The organism is Kribbella sp. NPDC002412, from assembly GCF_053592935.1.
The window spans coordinates 58,798-75,881 of sequence record NZ_JBSFBL010000006.1 but is presented as its reverse complement, the minus strand read 5'-3'; the positions used below and the strand labels follow the sequence as shown (position 1 = coordinate 75,881).

Here is a 17,084-nt window from a genome sequence, read left to right as displayed (position 1 = left end):
TCGTTCATTCCGACTTGCGGTGGTGCGGCGAGAGCATGTCCTCGAGCTGTTCCTCGGTCTCGTCGGCCGCGACGAACAGCAGTTCATCGTTGAGCTCGAGGGTGCCTTCGGGGTCCGGGCGCAGTACCCGGCCCTCGCGCAGGATCACCACCAGCGCGGTGTCCAGCGGCCAGTCGACGTCGCCGACCCGCTTGCCGATCATCGGGGAGTCCTCGGGCAGGGTCAGCTCGACCAGGTTCGCGTCGCCCTGGCGGAAGGTGAACAGCCGGACCAGGTCGCCGACCGAGACCGCCTCCTCGACCAGGGCGGACATGATCCGCGGCGTGGACACCGACACGTCCACACCCCAGGCCTCGTTGAACATCCACTCGTTCCGCGGGTGGTTGACCCGGGCAACGGTCCGCGGGACGCCGAACTCGGTCTTGGCGAGCAGCGAGACGACCAGGTTGACCTTGTCGTCGCCGGTGCTGGCGATCGCGACCTGGCAACGCTGCAGCGCCGCCTCCTCCAGCGAGGACAGCTCGCAGGCGTCGGCCAGCAGCCACTCGGCCCGCGGCACCGACTCGGCCTTGATCGCCCGCGGGTCCTTGTCGATCAGCAGCACCTCGTGGCCGTTCTCCAGCAGCTCGGCGGCGATCGAACGGCCGACGTTGCCGGCGCCGGCGATGGCTACCCGCATCACAGCTCCTCAGGCTTGGTGCCGAGCTGGGACTCGACGGCGGCGGCGTCCCGTTCCAGCATCACGACGTGGACCAGGTCACCCTCCTGGATGACCGTGTCGGCCTTGGGCAGCAGACCCTCGCCCAGCCGGGTCAGGAACGCGACCCGGGCACCGGTGGCCTTCTCGATGTCGAACGCGGGCCGGCCGACCCAGCCGGAGTGCACGTGCACCTCGGCCAGCCGGGCCGTGCCGGACGGGTCGCGCCACTCCGGCTCGGAGCCCTCCGGGAGCAGCCGGCGCATCATCTGGTCCACGGTCCAGCGCACGGTGCCGACGGTGGGGATGCCGAGCCGCTGGTACACCTCGGCGCGGCCCGGGTCGTAGATCCGGGCCACCACGTTGTTCACGCCGAACGTCTCCCGGGCCACCCGGGCGGCCAGGATGTTGGAGTTGTCGCCGTTGGACACCGCGGCGAACGCCTCGGCCTCCTCGATCCCGGCCTCGATCAGGATCTCGCGGTCGAACCCCATGCCGGTGATGGTCCGGCCGGTGAAGTTCGGGCTCAGCCGGCGGAACGAGTCGGCGGACTGGTCGATGATCGCGACCGTGTGGCCCCGCTTCTCCAGGGTCCGCGCGAGCGTCGACCCGACGCGGCCGCAGCCCATGATGACGACGTGCACTCGGCTTCACTCCTTGCCCCGCGAGGGGCCACTGGCATCGGTTCGGCAGGGATAGACGCTACACCGGACCGGGGCTCCCTCTAACATCACCGGTGTGACTCCCGCTCTCGGCGATATCGGCAAACGGCTGCTGCTCGGCCGCAAACTGCGAAGCACCCAGTTGGGTGAGACGCTGCTGCCCAAGCGCATCGCCCTGCCGGTGTTCGCCAGCGACGCGCTGTCATCGGTCGCCTACGCGCCCGACGAGATCTTCCTGACGCTGTCGCTGGCCGGCCTGACCGCGCTGACGATCTCCTGGAAGGTCGCCATCGTCGTCGCCCTGGTGATGCTCGTCGTGGTGGCGTCGTACCGGCAGAACGTGCACGCGTACCCGTCGGGTGGTGGCGACTACGAGGTGGCGAACGTCAACCTCGGGCCGACCGCCGGCCTGACTGTGGCCAGCGCGCTGCTGGTCGACTACGTGCTGACTGTGGCGGTGTCGATCTCGTCGGCCGCGCAGTACGCCGCCTCCGCGATCCCGTCGCTGGAAGGGCACCAGGCGACCGCGGCGGTGATCGCGGTGCTGTTCCTGACCACGATGAATCTGCGCGGTATCCGCGAGTCCGGGGCGGCGTTCGCCATCCCGACGTACATCTTCATGGTCACGATCCTCGGGATGGCCGCGTTCGGGTTCGGGCGGATGGTGTTCGGGACGCTGCCGCCGGCCGAGACCGCCGGCCTGGACCTCGTCGCCGAGGACCCGTTCGTCCAGGGCGCGGGTGGCCTGGCGATGGGGTTCCTGGTGCTGCGGGCGTTCTCTTCCGGGTGCGCGGCGCTGACCGGTGTCGAGGCGATCAGCAACGGCGTGCCGGCCTTCCGGAAGCCGAAGAGCAAGAACGCGGCGACCACGCTGCTGCTGCTGGGCTGTATCTCGATCGCGATGATGATCAGCGTCGTGGCGCTGGCCAACGTGATGAAGGTGCGGTTCGCCGAGGACCCGGCGCACCAGCTGCTGCGGAACGGCGTACCGGTCGGGGACAGCTACCACCAGGACCCGGTCATCGGGCAGCTGGCGCAGGGGATCTTCGACCACTTCTCGCTCGGCTTCTACCTGGTCGCGGCGGCCACCGGCGTCATCCTGGTGCTGGCCGCGAACACCGCGTTCAACGGCTTCCCGGTGCTCGGCTCGATCCTGGCCCGCGACGGCTACCTGCCGCGCCAGCTGCACACCCGCGGTGACCGGCTCGCGTTCAGCAACGGCATCATCATCCTGGCCCTGTTCGCGATCTTCCTGATCGTCGCCTTCGACGCCGAGGTGACCCGGCTGATCCAGCTCTACATCGTCGGCGTGTTCGTGTCGTTCACGATCAGCCAGACCGGCATGGTCCGGCACTGGACGCGCTTGCTGAAGACCGAGACCGACGGGGCGAGGAGGCGGCAGATGCACCGGTCCCGGATCATCAACACGATCGGCCTGACCATGACCGGCGTCGTGCTGGTGATCGTGCTGCTGACCAAGTTCACCCACGGCGCGTACATCGCGATCATCGCGATGGCGGTGCTGTTCCTGATGATGAAGGGCATCCGCCGGCACTACAACGCGGTCAGCAAGCAGATGGCGGCCGAGGGCGACGAACAGCTGATGCTGCCGTCGCGGGTGCACTCGATCGTGCTGGTGTCGAAGCTGCACAAGCCGACCCTGCGGGCGCTGGCCTTCGCCAAGGCGGCCCGGCCGTACATGCTCGAGGCGGTCACGGTCGACGTCGACCGGGAGGAGTCCGAGGCGCTGCAGGCCGAGTGGGACCGCCGTGGCATCCCGATTCCGCTGAAGCGGCTGGCCTCGCCGTACCGGGAGATCACCCGGCCGATCCTGCAGTACGTGCGGGACATCCGGCGGCAGTCCCCGCGGGACGTGGTGATGGTCTACATCCCCGAGTACGTCGTCGGCCACTGGTGGGAGCACATCCTGCACAACCAGAGCGCACTCCGGCTCAAGGGGCGCCTTTTGTTCACACCTGGTGTGATGGTTACGTCCGTTCCTTACCAGCTGATCTCGTCGCAGGCAGCCGAGGAGCGGCACGACCGGGAGGAACGGGTGGCAGGCCAGGTACGGCGTGGAGCCCGCAAGGCGTCAGGAGATCGGTGACAGACGAGAACATCGTCGGGACGGTAGTCGAGCTGGAAGTGGGGCCAGTTGCCCACGGGGGACACTGTGTAGCCAGGCACGAGGGGCAGGTGGTCTTCGTCCGGCACGCGCTGCCGGGTGAGCTGGTCCACGCCCGCGTGACCGAGCAGAACGCCAAGTACCTGCGTGCCGACGCCGTACAGGTCCTGACGCCGTCGCCGCAACGGATCGATCCGCCCTGCCCGTACGCCGGGCCGGGGCTGTGCGGTGGGTGCGACTTCCAGCACGCCAACATCGTCGAGCAACGGCGGCTGAAGGCGACCGTGGTCTCGGACACGCTGCGGCGGATCGGCGGGATCGAGCGCACGATCGTGATGGAGTCGCCGGGCGACGACGGCCTCGGCTGGCGGACCCGGATGCGGTACGCCGTGGTCGACGGGCGGCCCGGGATGTACGCGCACCGGTCGCACGACCTGATCAAGATCGACAGGTGCCTGATCGCGCACCCGGACAGCCCCGATGTGCTGGGGGAGCGGTGGCCGGACGTCACGTCTGTGCAGTCCGTGGTGTCGTCGGAGGGCAAGACCGCCGTACTGACCGACGAGGCGCCTGGTGGACGTGTCGTCGAGGTTGTGCGCGGTCGGCGGTTCCGCGTGGAGGCCGGCGGGTTCTGGCAGGTGCATCCGGCGGCTCCGGAGACGCTGGTGGACGCCGTACTGAGTGGACTGGAGCCGGCGGCGGGGGAGACGGCGCTGGATCTCTACTCGGGTGTGGGGCTGTTTGCTGCCTTCCTGGCTGAGGCTGGGTGCCCGGTGCTGGCCATCGAGGGGGACAAGGACGCGGTGCGCAACGCACGGCGGAACCTGCACGACCTGCCGGACGTGACGCTCGAGACCGGTGACGTCGACCGTGTGCTGAACGCGGCCGCGGGACAGGGGCTCGAGCACGTGGACCTCGTCGTCCTGGACCCACCACGGACGGGCGCCGGGAAGGACGTCGTACGGCGGATCGCGGCGCTGACCCCGCGTCGGGTCGCGTACGTGGCCTGCGATCCGGCCGCCCTGGCCCGGGACCTGAAGTCCTTCGCCGGCCTCGGGTACGGGATCGCGTCGCTGCGGGCTTTCGACTTGTTCGGGATGACCCACCACATTGAGTGCGTGGCCATTTTGGAGCCTGTGGACAGTTGAGTCGCGAGTGTCGGGGGGCTCGGGTAGCGTTCTGGCCCTGGATTCCAATGCGCTGGAGACCTGATGCCGCTCGTTGACCTGGACGACCCGGAGGAGTTGCGTGCCCGCTGGGCCGCACTCGCCGCGGTCGCCCATGCCACCGGGTTCGACCGGCGCTGGTACGCCGACGAGGCGGGCTACCACCATCAGGACGAGACTGCGTCCTTCCTGAACCTGGTCCGCCTGGACGGCGGGCGGGCGGTGCTGTTCGGGTTCCACACCCAGCACAGCCAGACCGCCGGGGCGGACCTGCTCGCGGGCTCGCCGGACTGGATCGGCCAGCCCCAGGTGCGGCAGCTGATCGCGGCGGGCGAGCTCGGGTTCGTGTACGGCGCGTTCAACGGGACGTGGGCGCGGGCGCCGTACCCCGGAGATCCTTGGCAGCCGGCCGACGACGGGTTCGCGCCGATCGGGCAGTGGATCACCTCCGACGAGGACACTGCCGCGGAGATGGTCGAGTGGGTCGCCGAGTGGTGCGACTACCTCGGCGGACTCGACGAGCTGGTGCCGTTCGGGGTGCAGCTGATCCGGGCCGGGGTCACTGTGGATTCCTTGGCGGAGTTCTTCGGCATTTTCGGGATCGATCCGCGCTCGCCGGTGCAGCCGGACCTGCCCGCCGGGGTGGCCGCGGCCGGGGACTTCAACCTTGCAGTCGCAGAACAGTTGGCCGACGAGCCTGACACAGCCGAGGTCTCGGTCGTTGAAGATGTCGTGATTGGAGCACCCGAGGACCCTGAGGACGAGGAGTCGTACGTCGTTCCGCCCGGCATCAGCCCGTTCACCGGCCAGCCGATCGACGAATCGGCGGCCGGGCCTGCTTATGCCGAACCGGGGCCCTACTCCGAGCAGGCGCCGTACCGGGCGCCCGCGCGCGACGACGACTACGGCGTGGTCTCCAAGAAGCAAGGCTGGCTCCGCCGCCGGAAACACGACGACGCCCCCGACGCCGCCCCGGCCGGCGAGCAGGGCGCGACTGCCTCGGGGTTTCCCGGGGGTGCCACGCCGGGCGGTCCTGCCCCCGGCGCCTTCGTCCCGGACGGCGTCGTCGGCTCCGGCCTCCCGTACGGCGCCCTGCCCTCGTCCGAGCCGCCTCGAGTAGGCGGCGGAGTCCACGAAGGCGAAGACTTCTACGCCAGCCTCTTCGCCGACGCCCCCGCAGCCGCCTACCAGCAGCCCGCCGCCCCCGCCGACGAACAGGACTGGGAAACCACCGAACAACCCTCCTGGTCCGACGAAGACGCCACCAGCGAGTACAACCCCTTCCCCGGAGACCCCACCCCAGCCAACCCCTGGGTAGGCGGCGCCTGGATCAACGGCGAATGGGTAGAACCCCCCAACTCCGAGACACCCTCCCCGAACACCCCCACCCCCCACGCAACGACCACCCCTGGCACCCACGCTCCCGACACCCACGCTCCCGGCGCTCAGCCGTCTGCCCTGCATCAGCCGGGTGCCCAGCCGTCTGCGACCCGTGAGCCCGGCCCCCAGCCGTCCGCCCCGCACCCGTCGGGTGCCCAGCCGTCTGCGACCCGCGAGCCCGGCCCCCAGCCGTCCGCCCCACACCAGCCGGGTGCCCAGCCGTCTGCCACCCGTGAGCCGGGTGCGCAGCCGTCCGCCCTGCACCCGCCGGGTGCCCAGCCGTCTGCGACCCGTGAGCCGGGTGCGCAGCCGTCCGCCCTGCATCAGCCGTCCGCCCTGCACCAGCCGGGTGCCCAGCCGCCCACCACCCGCGAGCCTGGCTCGCACCCGTCCGGCGCGGATGTCTCCTCGCCGTTCGCCCCGTCGGCTCCCGGCCCCGAGAACTCCACCGCCTTCCCGCCGGCACCAGAGCCAGCCCTCCAAAACCCATTCCTCCCCGCCCCGGACCCCGCCACGGCCGCGGCACCCCCGGACCTCGAAGACGACGACGCCCCCACCGCCGAAATCGCCGCCGTCCTCGACCCCACCGACGACGAAGAGGACCTGTCCTCCTTCACCGGCCCATCCCCCTTCGCCCCAGTAACCCCCACCGAGCACCCCGCACCCCCCACCGAGCACCCCGCACCCCCCGCCGACGACCTCCCAGCTCCCGCCGCCCGCCTCAACACCCCCGCCGAGCGGCAGCCCAGGCCCACCGACCACCGCCCGCCCCCAGCCGAAGGCCCGCCCGCTCTCGGCACCCATCCGAGCACCCCGGTGGACAGACCCTCCGGTCCAATCGGCCGCCCCGACCAGACCGACAGCCACCCGCCGGAGCCCGCCGGCTACACCGACGCCTCACCCAGCCGGCCCGACGACCCCAGGTCACGCCCCGGACCCTCCATGGATGCGGCGCCTGGTCCGTCCAACCGCGCCGACGAGCCCACCGCCCGCCCCGGAGCCTCCACCGGCGACGCGCCCGTGCCGCCAGGCCTCACCATCGAGCCCGCAGCCCGCTTCGCCGACCGCCTCGACACGCTTGAGCCCACCAACCACCACGGTCCTACCGCGACTGCACCAGCGCCTCCCACCACGCGCCCCGACGAGCCCGCAGCCCAGCACCCAACTGCGCACTCCGACCAACTCGACGCTGACCTCCACCGGCCAACGGCGAACGTTGACTCGGATGACGCTGGCCGCGACCAGCAGGCGGTGCAGTTCGGCCGGGCAGACGCCGGCCTTCACGAGCCGGCCGCGCGCGTTGACCAGGCGGACGCTGGCCGCCGCGAGCCGACCGCGCACGATGACCGGGCTGATGCTGGCCTCGGTGGGCCGACCGTGCAGCTCGGCCATGCCGGCGGTCGGCTTGACGAGGCGCATGGCCGGGCGGAGCGGGCTGGCGAGGCGGTGGCGCAGGACGGGGATGGGTCGTACGACTCCGGCGTACCTGGCGCGCAGTTCGACGAGTCCGAGGATGATCTGACTGCGGAGATCCCGGTCGTGTCGGACGAGCCTCCGGCTGCCGAGCAGGTCGTGGAGGCTGCTGGGCAGGTGGGGTCGGCTGTGCCTGCGTTGCGCTTCGACGTGCCGGATCCGGATGCTGAAGAGGATGAGGTCTTCGGTACGGCGCCGGCGGCTAGAGGTCAGGTTGAGCCTCACCCTCAACCGCAGCCCTGGCCACAACCCCGCCCCGAGCCGTGGCCCCAACCCGACCCGCATCCGCCCTGGCCCCAGCCCGACCCTCACCGCGAGCCGGCCCCGCACCCCGAGCCAACGCCCGGTCCCGAGCCCACGCCCGGCCCCGGCCCCACGCCAGGCCCCGGCCCGACACCAGGCCCGCAGCCGACCCCGGGCCCCGACCCGATCCGGCCGGAGCCGACGCCTGAGCCGATGCCGGGGCCGATTCCTGGCCCCGGTCCGGAGCCTGAGCCGTGGCCGGAACCTGAGCCCCAGCCCACGCCGGAGCCGACCCCGGAGCCCACTCCGCAGCCGGAGCCCGAGCCCGAGCCTGAGCCCGGCCCCTGGCCAGAACCCGAGCCACAGCCGGAACCAACCCCCGAGCCGATGCCCTGGCCGGAGCCCGAACCGTCCCCACAGCCGGACCCCATGCCCCGCCCCGAGCCCACCACCCACGTGGCGCCCGCGGCTCACCACGACCCTCTGAACACCCACCCCCACCACCCCGCCCCAACGCAGGCGGGTGCGGCGTACGACGGTGCTACCCAGGCCGCGGGGGGAGAGTCGCCGTTCGGCGGTGCGGCGCAGACGACCCAGCGCGAGTCGGCGTACGACGACGCACGGCAGGCGGATGCGGCGTACGACGGTGCCACGCAGGCGGCTCGGGCAGACTCGCCGTTCGGCGGGAGGACGCAGGAATCCCCGTACGACGTCGGCACAGAGGCAGCCCGCCGCGAGCAGGCGTACGGCGACCCGACGCAGCCGGATGCGCTGCACGACGGCCCCGCGGGGCCGTCGTACGACGATTCGGGGCAGGCGGCTCGGCAGGAGTCGACCTTCCGCGACTCGGCCCGGGCGGATGCGCTGTACGGCGACCCGACGCAGGCGGACGCGGAGCGGTACGACGACTTCGCGCAGGCGGGTCGGTGGGAGTCGGCGTACGAGGACGCGGCGCAGGCGGAGGAGCCGTACGACGACGTCCATGCAGCTCGGCGGCAGTACGACGACTCGGACGAGTTCGGGGCGCCGTATGACGAGGACGCCAATCGGCAGGAAGCCGCGGATGCGCAGGCGGCCTACGCGGCCGCCGGGTTTGCGCTCGACGCGGATGATGACGAGCCCACCAGCTTCATTCCTGTGATCGGGGATGAGCCGGCCGATGTAGCCGCTGTGGTTCGGATGTCTATTCCAGGGCTGGGTCTGGTCGGGGCCGACGGGCCGCGGATTCAGCCGGTGCCGGGGTCGATCGAGGAGGCGATGCGGGCCGAGGTGGAGCGCCCGCGGCCGCGGCCTCGGGAGTCGGAGGCGTTCGAGGCCCTGCATGCGTGGTGCCGGGCGCGGACTGCGCTCGTTCCGTCCGGGTTCACGATTCAGGTCCAGGTGCTCGACCCGGCGGCGCCGTCGTACCGGTTCGACCTGGAGCCGCCGGAGGTGGACGATCCGGAGTTCGCCGCCGACAAGCTCAGCGGTCTGCTCGGCGACCTGTGGATCACCGAGGCGGCCGGCGACCAGGGCGGCTGGTTGTTCGCACGGATCGACGCGGCCGGCCGGACGTTGCGGATCGACCGGTGGTACGACCAGGTGCCCGACTGGTGGGACAACCCGGTGGAGCCGCGGCTCGACGTGCACGGCTTGGTACGGCGTCTGCACGACCGCGGTCCCGAGTGGCAGCCGTCTTACCTGGAAAGGCTGTACACCACCGCGAGATAGCGTGGTCCGCATGCTTCTCAGGATCTTCACCGAACCCCAGCAAGGTGCCTCGTACGACGATCTGCTCGCGGTGGCACGCAAGACCGAGGAGAACGGTTTCGACGCGTTCTTCCGGTCGGACCACTACCTGGTGATGGGCGACCACGACGGCCTGCCCGGACCTACCGACTCGTGGATCACGCTCGCCGGCCTGGCCCGGGAGACGAGCCGGATCAAACTCGGCACGCTGGTCAGCTCGGCCACGTTCCGCAACCCCGGCGTGCTGGCGATCTCGGTCGCGCAGGTCGACCAGATGAGCGGCGGCCGCGCCGAGCTCGGGCTGGGCGCCGGCTGGTACGAGGCGGAGCACAAGGCGTACGGCCTGGACTTCCCGGACACGCCCGGCCGGTTCGACCTGCTGACCGAGCAGCTGGAGCTGATCACCGGGCTGTGGGACACGCCGGTGGGGGAGAAGTACGGGTACGCCGGCAAGCACTACCAGCTGACCGACTCGCCGGCGCTGCCGAAGCCGGTCCAGCAGCCGCACCCGCCGATCATCATCGGCGGCGCGGGCAAGAAGCGTACGCCGTCCCTCGCGGCGCAGCACGCGGCCGAGTTCAACGCCGGGTTCCGCTCGGTCGAGGAGACCGAGACGCTGTTCAAGCGCGTCCGCGCGGCCTGTGACGCGATCGGCCGCGACCCGCAGACGCTGGCGCTGTCCACCGCCCACACCGTCGTGGTCGGCAAGGACGACGCCCAGGTCAAGCAACGCGCCGCCGCCATCGGCCGCGACGTCGAGGACCTCAAGCAGAACGCCATCGCCGGCACCCCCGCCGAGGTCGTGGACCGCCTCGGCCAGTTCGCCGCCGCCGGCTCCCAACGCCAGTACGTCCAAATCATGGACCTCCAAGACCTCACCCACCTCGACCTCATCGCCGCCGAGGTCCTTCCCCAGGTCTCCTGAGGGCAAGTCGGAACAACGAGAGCGTTATTCCGAGTTAGACTGCCTAAGTCGGAATAAAGCCGAGTAGTTCCGACTTGGAGGCAACCCGGTGACGTCCGAGCGAATCGACAGCCCGGATCCGGAGAAAGGCAGTCCGGATCCGGGCTGGTCGGCGCACGTGCCCGACGTCCGCCCGTGGCGCCAGCGCGCCCGAGGCGGTACGGCGGCCGACCGCATGGTCACCGAAGTCGTGACGATGCGACCACCGTTGATCGGGGATCGCGACGTACGGCTGAGTCCGGAGTTGGCCGCCGCCATGGAAGCGTGTGTGATCGAGATCGCCGCGCTCGACCACTCGCACGGTGCCGAGCTCGGCGTACTCGAGACGCTCCTGCTGCGAACCGAGTCGGTCGCCTCGTCGAAGATCGAGCACATCCACGCATCGGTCGACGATTTCGCCAGGGCGCTGCACGGCATCAAGTCGAACCCGTCGGCGACCTCGATGGTCGCGTCCACTGCTGCGCTGGCCGCGCTGGTCGGTTCGGTCGACGAGGGCGGGGACATCGAGGTCGCGATGATCCTGATGGCCCACCTGGCCCTGATGGTCGACGACCCGCACGAGCATGCGTACGCGGGCCGGTTCCGCGACATGCAGAACTGGATCGGCGGCAGCGACCACTCACCGCGGAACGCGGTCTACGTGCCACCGCCGCCGGAGACGGTGGCTGAATATGTGGCCGACCTCGTGAAGTTCGGCAACCGCACCGACCTGCCGGTGCTTGCTCAGGCGGCGATCCTGCACGCGCAGTTCGAGTCCGTGCATCCCTTCACCGACGGCAACGGCCGGATCGGCCGCGCGCTCATCAACACGGTGCTGCGTCGCCGCGGAACCACCCGGCGCGTGGTCGTCCCGTTGGCCTCCGCGCTCGTGGCGCGGCGCGACGACTACTTCGACGTACTGGGTGCATATCGCGAGGGCAGGGTCGAGCCGATCATCCGGTCGTTCACCGCGGCATCCACCGTTGCCGCGCGGGAGTCACGGGTGACCGCGGCGAGGATCGCCGCGTTGCAGCCGGCTTGGCGCGAGAAGGTTGCTGCCCGGCGTGGCAGTGCGGCGTCCCGCTTGCTCGAGGGCCTGATCGCGGCGCCGATCTTCTCGGCGAGCGAGGCCGAGGAAGCCATCGGTGGCGCGACGAGCAGTGTGTACGCCGGGATCGAGCGACTCCATGAAGCCGGGATCATCCGCCCGCTGACGAACCGGACGAGAAATCAGGTCTGGGGAGCAGCCGATCTGCTGGACGAACTGGACGACCTCGCGGCCAGGATCGAAGCAGCAATGCGCTGACCCGAGTCTCCAGTACCGGCGGGTTGTCCACAGTCGGGAAGTTGGGGTGCTGGGGTGGCTCGATGTCGTGTATCTTGATGTCGAGAGAGTTTGTGGTGTGAGGTTAGGGGAGCCTGATCTCGCGGCCGGGGGCGGGGCTCGGCAGGATGGGCACAGCGGAACTGGACCGGATAGAGGAGCAGGTTGATGGCGAGCGTCGACAGCTTCGGTGCCAAGGGGGCACTCGAGGTCAACGGACAGTCGTACGAGATCTTCAGGTTGGCGGGTATCGAGGGTGCGGAGACGCTGCCCTACTCGCTCAAGGTGCTGCTGGAGAACCTGCTGCGCACCGAGGACGGTGCGAACATCACCGCCGAGCACATCACCAAGCTCGGCAACTGGGACGCCAACGCGGCGCCCGACACCGAGATCCAGTTCACCCCGGCCCGGGTGATCATGCAGGACTTCACCGGGGTGCCGTGCGTGGTCGACCTGGCCACGATGCGCGAGGCGGTCGCGGAGCTCGGTGGCGACCCGACCAAGATCAACCCGCTGGCTCCGGCCGAGTTGGTCATCGACCACTCGGTCATCATCGACGTGTTCGGCCGGCAGGACGCGTTCGAGCGCAACGTCGAGCTCGAGTACCAGCGCAACCGTGAGCGCTACCAGTTCCTTCGCTGGGGCCAGACCGCCTTCGACGAGTTCAAGGTCGTTCCGCCCGGCACCGGCATCGTGCACCAGGTGAACATCGAGCACCTGGCCCGGACCGTGATGGTCCGCAACGGCCAGGCGTACCCGGACACCTGTGTCGGCACCGACTCGCACACCACGATGGTCAACGGCCTCGGCGTGCTCGGCTGGGGCGTCGGCGGGATCGAGGCCGAGGCGGCCATGCTCGGCCAGCCGGTGTCGATGCTGATCCCGAAGGTGGTCGGCTTCAAGCTGTCCGGCGCGGTCCCGGCCGGCGCGACCGCGACAGACGTCGTGCTGACCATCACCCAGATGCTGCGCAAGCACGGTGTGGTCGGCAAGTTCGTCGAGTTCTACGGCGACGGCGTGGCCGCGGTGCCGCTGGCGAACCGGGCCACGATCGGCAACATGAGCCCCGAGTTCGGCTCCACCTGCGCGATCTTCCCGATCGACGACGTGACGCTGGAGTACCTGCGGCTGACCGGCCGCTCCGACGACGACGTCGCGCTGGTCGAGGCGTACAGCAAGGAGCAGGGCCTCTGGCACAACCCGGCGATCGAGCCGCGCTACTCGGAGTACCTCGAGCTCGACCTGTCGACCGTCGTCCCGTCGATCGCGGGCCCGAAGCGGCCGCAGGACCGGGTCGAGCTGAGCGAGGCCAAGGAAGCCTTCCGCGGCGCGCTGACCGACTACGCGACCGAGGAGCTGGACGTCGACCCGTCGGAGACCGGGAGCTTCCCGGCCAGCGACGCGCCGAACGGCCACGGCAGCAACGTGAACGACGAGCCGCACGTGCCGCACGGCAGCAAGGGGCGTCCGTCGAAGAAGACCACGGTCAGCCTGGACGGCCAGGAGATCGAGCTCGACCACGGCCACGTCGTGATCGCCAGCATCACCTCCTGCACCAACACGTCGAACCCGTCGGTGATGCTGGCCGCCGCGCTGCTGGCCAAGAACGCGGTCGACAAGGGCCTGGCGTCGAAGCCGTGGGTGAAGACGTCGCTCGCGCCCGGGTCGAAGGTCGTCACCGACTACTACGAGAAGGCCGGCGTCACGCCGTACCTGGAGAAGCTCGGGTTCCACCTGGTCGGGTACGGGTGCACCACCTGCATCGGCAACTCCGGCCCGCTGCCGGAGCCGATCTCGGCCGGCGTCCAGGAGGCCGACCTGGCGGTCGTCTCGGTGCTGTCCGGCAACCGGAACTTCGAGGGCCGGATCAACCCGGACGTCAAGATGAACTACCTGGCGAGCCCGCCGCTGGTGATCGCCTACGCGCTGGCCGGGACGATGGACTTCGACTTCGAGACCGATGCCCTGGGCAAGGACACCGACGGCAACGACGTGTTCCTGCGCGACATCTGGCCGAGCGCCGACGAGGTGGAGCGGACGATCGCCTCCTCGATCAGCAAGGAGATGTTCACCAAGGACTACGCCGACGTGTTCGCCGGTGACGAGCGCTGGCAGTCGCTGCCGACCCCGGAGGGCAAGACGTTCGCCTGGGACCCGGAGTCGACGTACGTGCGCAAGCCTCCGTACTTCGAGGGGATGGCGCACGAGCCGGCCCCGGTCACCGACATCGCCGGCGCCCGGGTGCTGGCCAAGCTGGGCGACTCGGTCACCACCGACCACATCTCCCCGGCCGGCTCGATCAAGGCCGACAGCCCGGCCGGCAAGTACCTGGCCGAGCACGGTGTGGCGCGCAAGGACTTCAACTCGTACGGGTCGCGGCGCGGCAACCACGAGGTGATGATCCGCGGCACGTTCGCGAACATCCGGCTCCGCAACCAGATCGCGCCCGGCACCGAGGGCGGGTTCACCCGCGACTTCACCCAGGCCGACGCGCCGGTCACCACGATCTACGACGCCGCGCAGGCGTACGCCGCGGCCGGCACGCCGCTGGTGATCCTGGCCGGCAAGGAGTACGGCTCGGGTTCGTCCCGCGACTGGGCAGCCAAGGGTACGGCGCTGCTCGGCGCGAAGGCCGTGATCACGGAGTCGTTCGAGCGGATCCACCGGTCGAACCTGATCGGCATGGGCGTGCTCCCGCTGCAGTACCCGGAGGGGGAGACCGCGGAGTCGCTCGGCCTGACCGGCGAGGAGACGTTCGACATCTCCGGCGTGACCGAGCTGAACGAGGGCACGATCCCGCGCACCGTGCACGTCAAGGCCACCTCGCCCGACGGCTCGGAGAAGGAGTTCGACGCGGTGGTCCGCATCGACACCCCGGGTGAGGCCGACTACTACCGCAACGGCGGCATCCTGCAGTACGTCCTGCGGTCGCTGATCGCGGGCTGATACACCACGTGAGGAGCCGGTCGGGGTCAACCCGGCCGGCTCCTGCATTTCCAGCAGTGTCGGTGGCCGCAGCTTTACTGGTGTCATGACCGACAGGCAGCCACCGCGCGAGATCGTGCTCGAGGCGTGCGCGCGGTACGGCGAGGATGCGGTGATCGACTTCGCGATCGCCGTACTGACCGGTGAGGTGAGCCCGGAGGAGGCGTTCACCACGGAGGTCGGCAGGCTGAGGTGGCTGGTCGGGCCGACCGTTGGCGGGTGGGCGAAGCTCGATCCGGTCAACTTCTACTGGGCGCGCGTGTGGGCGGCCCGGGTCTTTCTGTATGTGTGGCGCGACGATGCGGTCGACGCCCTGCTGATCGCCGCCGACGACCCGGCGTGGCGGGTGCGTGAGCACGTCGCGCGGGTCACCGCTCAGCGGGAGCTTGGCCAACTGGTCGACGCGTTGCTCCCTGGGCTGACCTACGAGCTGCCCCGGGTTCGGTCGGCCACTGCCCGGGCGGTGGGTGCGGCCGGCGAGGCCGAGCACGCCGAGGCGTTGCAGGAGCTCCTCAACGACCCAGACCACACTGTTCGTGCCGCCGCCGAGAAGGCGCTCGCCCGGCTGGAGACCAGGCTGGACCGCAGCCTCCACTAGCGACAAGCCGAGTCTCCCGGACGGTAAAAGTTCGTCGCCGTCACCCAGTGGCCATCTGGATGTCAGCGGCCGCACATTCTTGACGGGAACGGTCGGGCGCATGGAGACCTCCCGTAGATCCGTCCTGAAAGCCGGTCTGGCTTCCACTGCGGCCGTCGCCGGCCTGACCCCCGCCCTCGCCCCCTCGACCACCGCCGCCGCGACGCCGGTCCGGCAGAACCCGTTCACCCTCGGCATCGCCAGCGGCGACCCGTGGCCGGACGGGTTCGTGCTGTGGACCCGCCTCGCCGTCGACCCGATCGCCCCGGACGGCCTCGGCGGCATGCCGAGCCGCGCGTACGCCGTCCAGTGGCAGGTCGCCACCGACTCGCGCTTCCACCGCGTCGTCAAGGCCGGTGTCGCGGTCGCCCGGCCCGAGCACGCGCACGCCATCCACGTCACCGTGCAGGACCTCGAGCCCGGCCGCGAGTACTACTACCGCTTCCGCGCCGACGGGTACGTCTCCCGCACCGGCCGGACCCTGACCTCGCCCGCCCGCGGTACGACGCCGCGCGAACTGTCGATGTCGTTCGTCTCGTGCTCCCAGTTCGAGCACGGCTGGTTCACGGCGTACCGGCGGCTCGCCCAGGATCACCCGGATCTCGTGCTGCACCTGGGCGACTACCAGTACGAGTACACCAAGGGCGCGTACGTCGCTCCCGGCGGCAACGTCCGTGACCACGACGGACCGGAGACCACCGACCTGGCGTCGTACCGGCAGCGGCATGCGCAGTACAAGACCGACCCGGACCTGCAGGCCGCGCACGCGGTCGCGCCCTGGCTGGTGGTCTGGGACGACCACGAGCTCGACAACAACTGGGCCGACGAGACCCCGGAGCGGCCCGAGGACGGGTTCCTGGCTCGTCGCGCGGCCGCGTTCCAGGCGTACTACGAGAACATGCCGCTGCGCGCCTCGTCGAAGCCGCGGGGGATCGACATGCAGCTCTTCCGTCGGGTGAAGTGGGGTGAGCTGGCGACGTTCCACATGCTCGACACCCGGCAGTACCGCGACGACCAGGGCTGTGGCGACGGCTACAAGGACTGCCCGGCCGCGGTCGACCCGAAGCGGTCGATCACCGGCGAGCGCCAGGAGAAGTGGCTGATCGACGGCTTCCGCCGGTCCGAGGCGCGCTGGGACATCATCGGTCAGCAGGTGTTCTTCGCGCAGCGCGACAACAACTCCGGCCCGCTCAAGGTGACGTCGATGGACTCCTGGGACGGGTACGTCGCTTCCCGCGACCGCATCACCCGTGGCTGGGTCGACGCCCGGGTCCGGAACCCCGTCGTACTCACCGGCGACGTGCACGCCCACTGGGTCGCGGACCTGAAGCTCGACTACGACGACCCGACGTCGCGCACGGTCGGCTCGGAGCTCGTCTGCTCCTCGATCACCAGCGGCGGCGACGGCGCCGACTCCGCGACCGGCTCACACCCGTGGTTCGCCTGGAACCCGCACCTCCGCTTCCAGAACAACCTCCGCGGCTACGTGAACACCACGATCACCCGCGAGTCCCTGGTAGCCGACTTCCGCACGGTCCGCGCCGTCCAGACCAAGGACGCCGAGGTCTTCACCCGAGCCCAGTTCACCATCGAAGACCGCAACCCCGGCCTCAACCTAACCGCCGACAACCCACCAGCCACCGCAACCACCCGCACCTTGGCGGCCACCGCAGACGACACGGTGGCTTGGGAGACAGCCCGCCCGTAGCAGCCCAACCAAA

Annotated in this window: 10 protein-coding genes; 8 read left to right on the top strand and 2 right to left on the bottom strand. The window is 70.3% G+C overall.

Annotated features, from left to right (window positions below):
- Positions 1–4: 4 nt before the first annotated feature.
- On the bottom strand, positions 5–679 hold the full coding sequence (locus ACWCOV_RS06820; RefSeq protein ID WP_449828268.1) for a potassium channel family protein: 675 nt from the start codon (positions 677–679) through the stop codon (positions 5–7).
- Complete coding sequence (locus tag ACWCOV_RS06815; protein WP_449828267.1) at positions 679–1,341, bottom strand: potassium channel family protein; 663 nt, start codon at positions 1,339–1,341, stop codon at positions 679–681. The genes ACWCOV_RS06820 and ACWCOV_RS06815 overlap by 1 nt, the downstream gene beginning before the upstream one ends.
- A 94-nt stretch (positions 1,342–1,435) precedes the next feature.
- Between ACWCOV_RS06815 and ACWCOV_RS06810 the strand changes: the two genes are divergently transcribed.
- From ACWCOV_RS06810 to ACWCOV_RS06775, 8 genes are all read left to right on the top strand, one after another.
- On the top strand, positions 1,436–3,466 hold the full coding sequence (locus tag ACWCOV_RS06810) for an APC family permease (protein WP_449828266.1): 2,031 nt from the start codon (positions 1,436–1,438) through the stop codon (positions 3,464–3,466).
- A complete protein-coding gene (locus tag ACWCOV_RS06805; protein WP_449828265.1) occupies positions 3,463–4,632 on the top strand; it encodes a class I SAM-dependent RNA methyltransferase in 1,170 nt (389 codons plus the stop codon). The genes ACWCOV_RS06810 and ACWCOV_RS06805 overlap by 4 nt, the downstream gene beginning before the upstream one ends.
- 63 nt (positions 4,633–4,695) lie before the next feature.
- Entirely contained in the window at positions 4,696–9,456 is a 4,761-nt protein-coding gene (locus ACWCOV_RS06800; protein WP_449828264.1) for a hypothetical protein, read from the top strand.
- Between the two features lie 10 nt (positions 9,457–9,466).
- On the top strand, positions 9,467–10,399 hold the full coding sequence (locus ACWCOV_RS06795; RefSeq protein WP_449828263.1) for an LLM class F420-dependent oxidoreductase: 933 nt from the start codon (positions 9,467–9,469) through the stop codon (positions 10,397–10,399).
- Between the two features lie 88 nt (positions 10,400–10,487).
- Positions 10,488–11,723 (top strand): Fic family protein, encoded by a 1,236-nt coding sequence (locus ACWCOV_RS06790; RefSeq protein ID WP_449828262.1) that lies wholly within the window; start codon positions 10,488–10,490, stop codon positions 11,721–11,723.
- A 186-nt stretch (positions 11,724–11,909) separates the two neighbouring features.
- On the top strand, positions 11,910–14,687 hold the full coding sequence (gene acnA, locus ACWCOV_RS06785) for an aconitate hydratase AcnA (protein ID WP_449828261.1): 2,778 nt from the start codon (positions 11,910–11,912) through the stop codon (positions 14,685–14,687).
- An 85-nt stretch (positions 14,688–14,772) separates the two neighbouring features.
- On the top strand, positions 14,773–15,324 hold the full coding sequence (locus ACWCOV_RS06780) for a HEAT repeat domain-containing protein (RefSeq protein ID WP_449828260.1): 552 nt from the start codon (positions 14,773–14,775) through the stop codon (positions 15,322–15,324).
- A 100-nt stretch (positions 15,325–15,424) separates the two neighbouring features.
- Entirely contained in the window at positions 15,425–17,071 is a 1,647-nt protein-coding gene (locus ACWCOV_RS06775; RefSeq protein WP_449828259.1) for an alkaline phosphatase D family protein, read from the top strand.
- Positions 17,072–17,084: the final 13 nt, after the last annotated feature.

Excerpts from the sequence above, each read along its gene's own strand:
- ACWCOV_RS06820 (WP_449828268.1), bottom strand. The coding sequence starts at position 679 with ATGCGGGTAGCCATCGCCGGCGCCGGCAACGTCGGCCGTTCGATCGCC.
- ACWCOV_RS06800 (WP_449828264.1), top strand. The coding sequence starts at position 4,696 with ATGCCGCTCGTTGACCTGGACGACCCGGAGGAGTTGCGTGCCCGCTGG.
- ACWCOV_RS06795 (WP_449828263.1), top strand. The coding sequence starts at position 9,467 with ATGCTTCTCAGGATCTTCACCGAACCCCAGCAAGGTGCCTCGTACGAC.
- acnA (WP_449828261.1), top strand. The coding sequence starts at position 11,910 with ATGGCGAGCGTCGACAGCTTCGGTGCCAAGGGGGCACTCGAGGTCAAC.
- ACWCOV_RS06780 (WP_449828260.1), top strand. The coding sequence starts at position 14,773 with ATGACCGACAGGCAGCCACCGCGCGAGATCGTGCTCGAGGCGTGCGCG.
- ACWCOV_RS06775 (WP_449828259.1), top strand. The coding sequence starts at position 15,425 with ATGGAGACCTCCCGTAGATCCGTCCTGAAAGCCGGTCTGGCTTCCACT.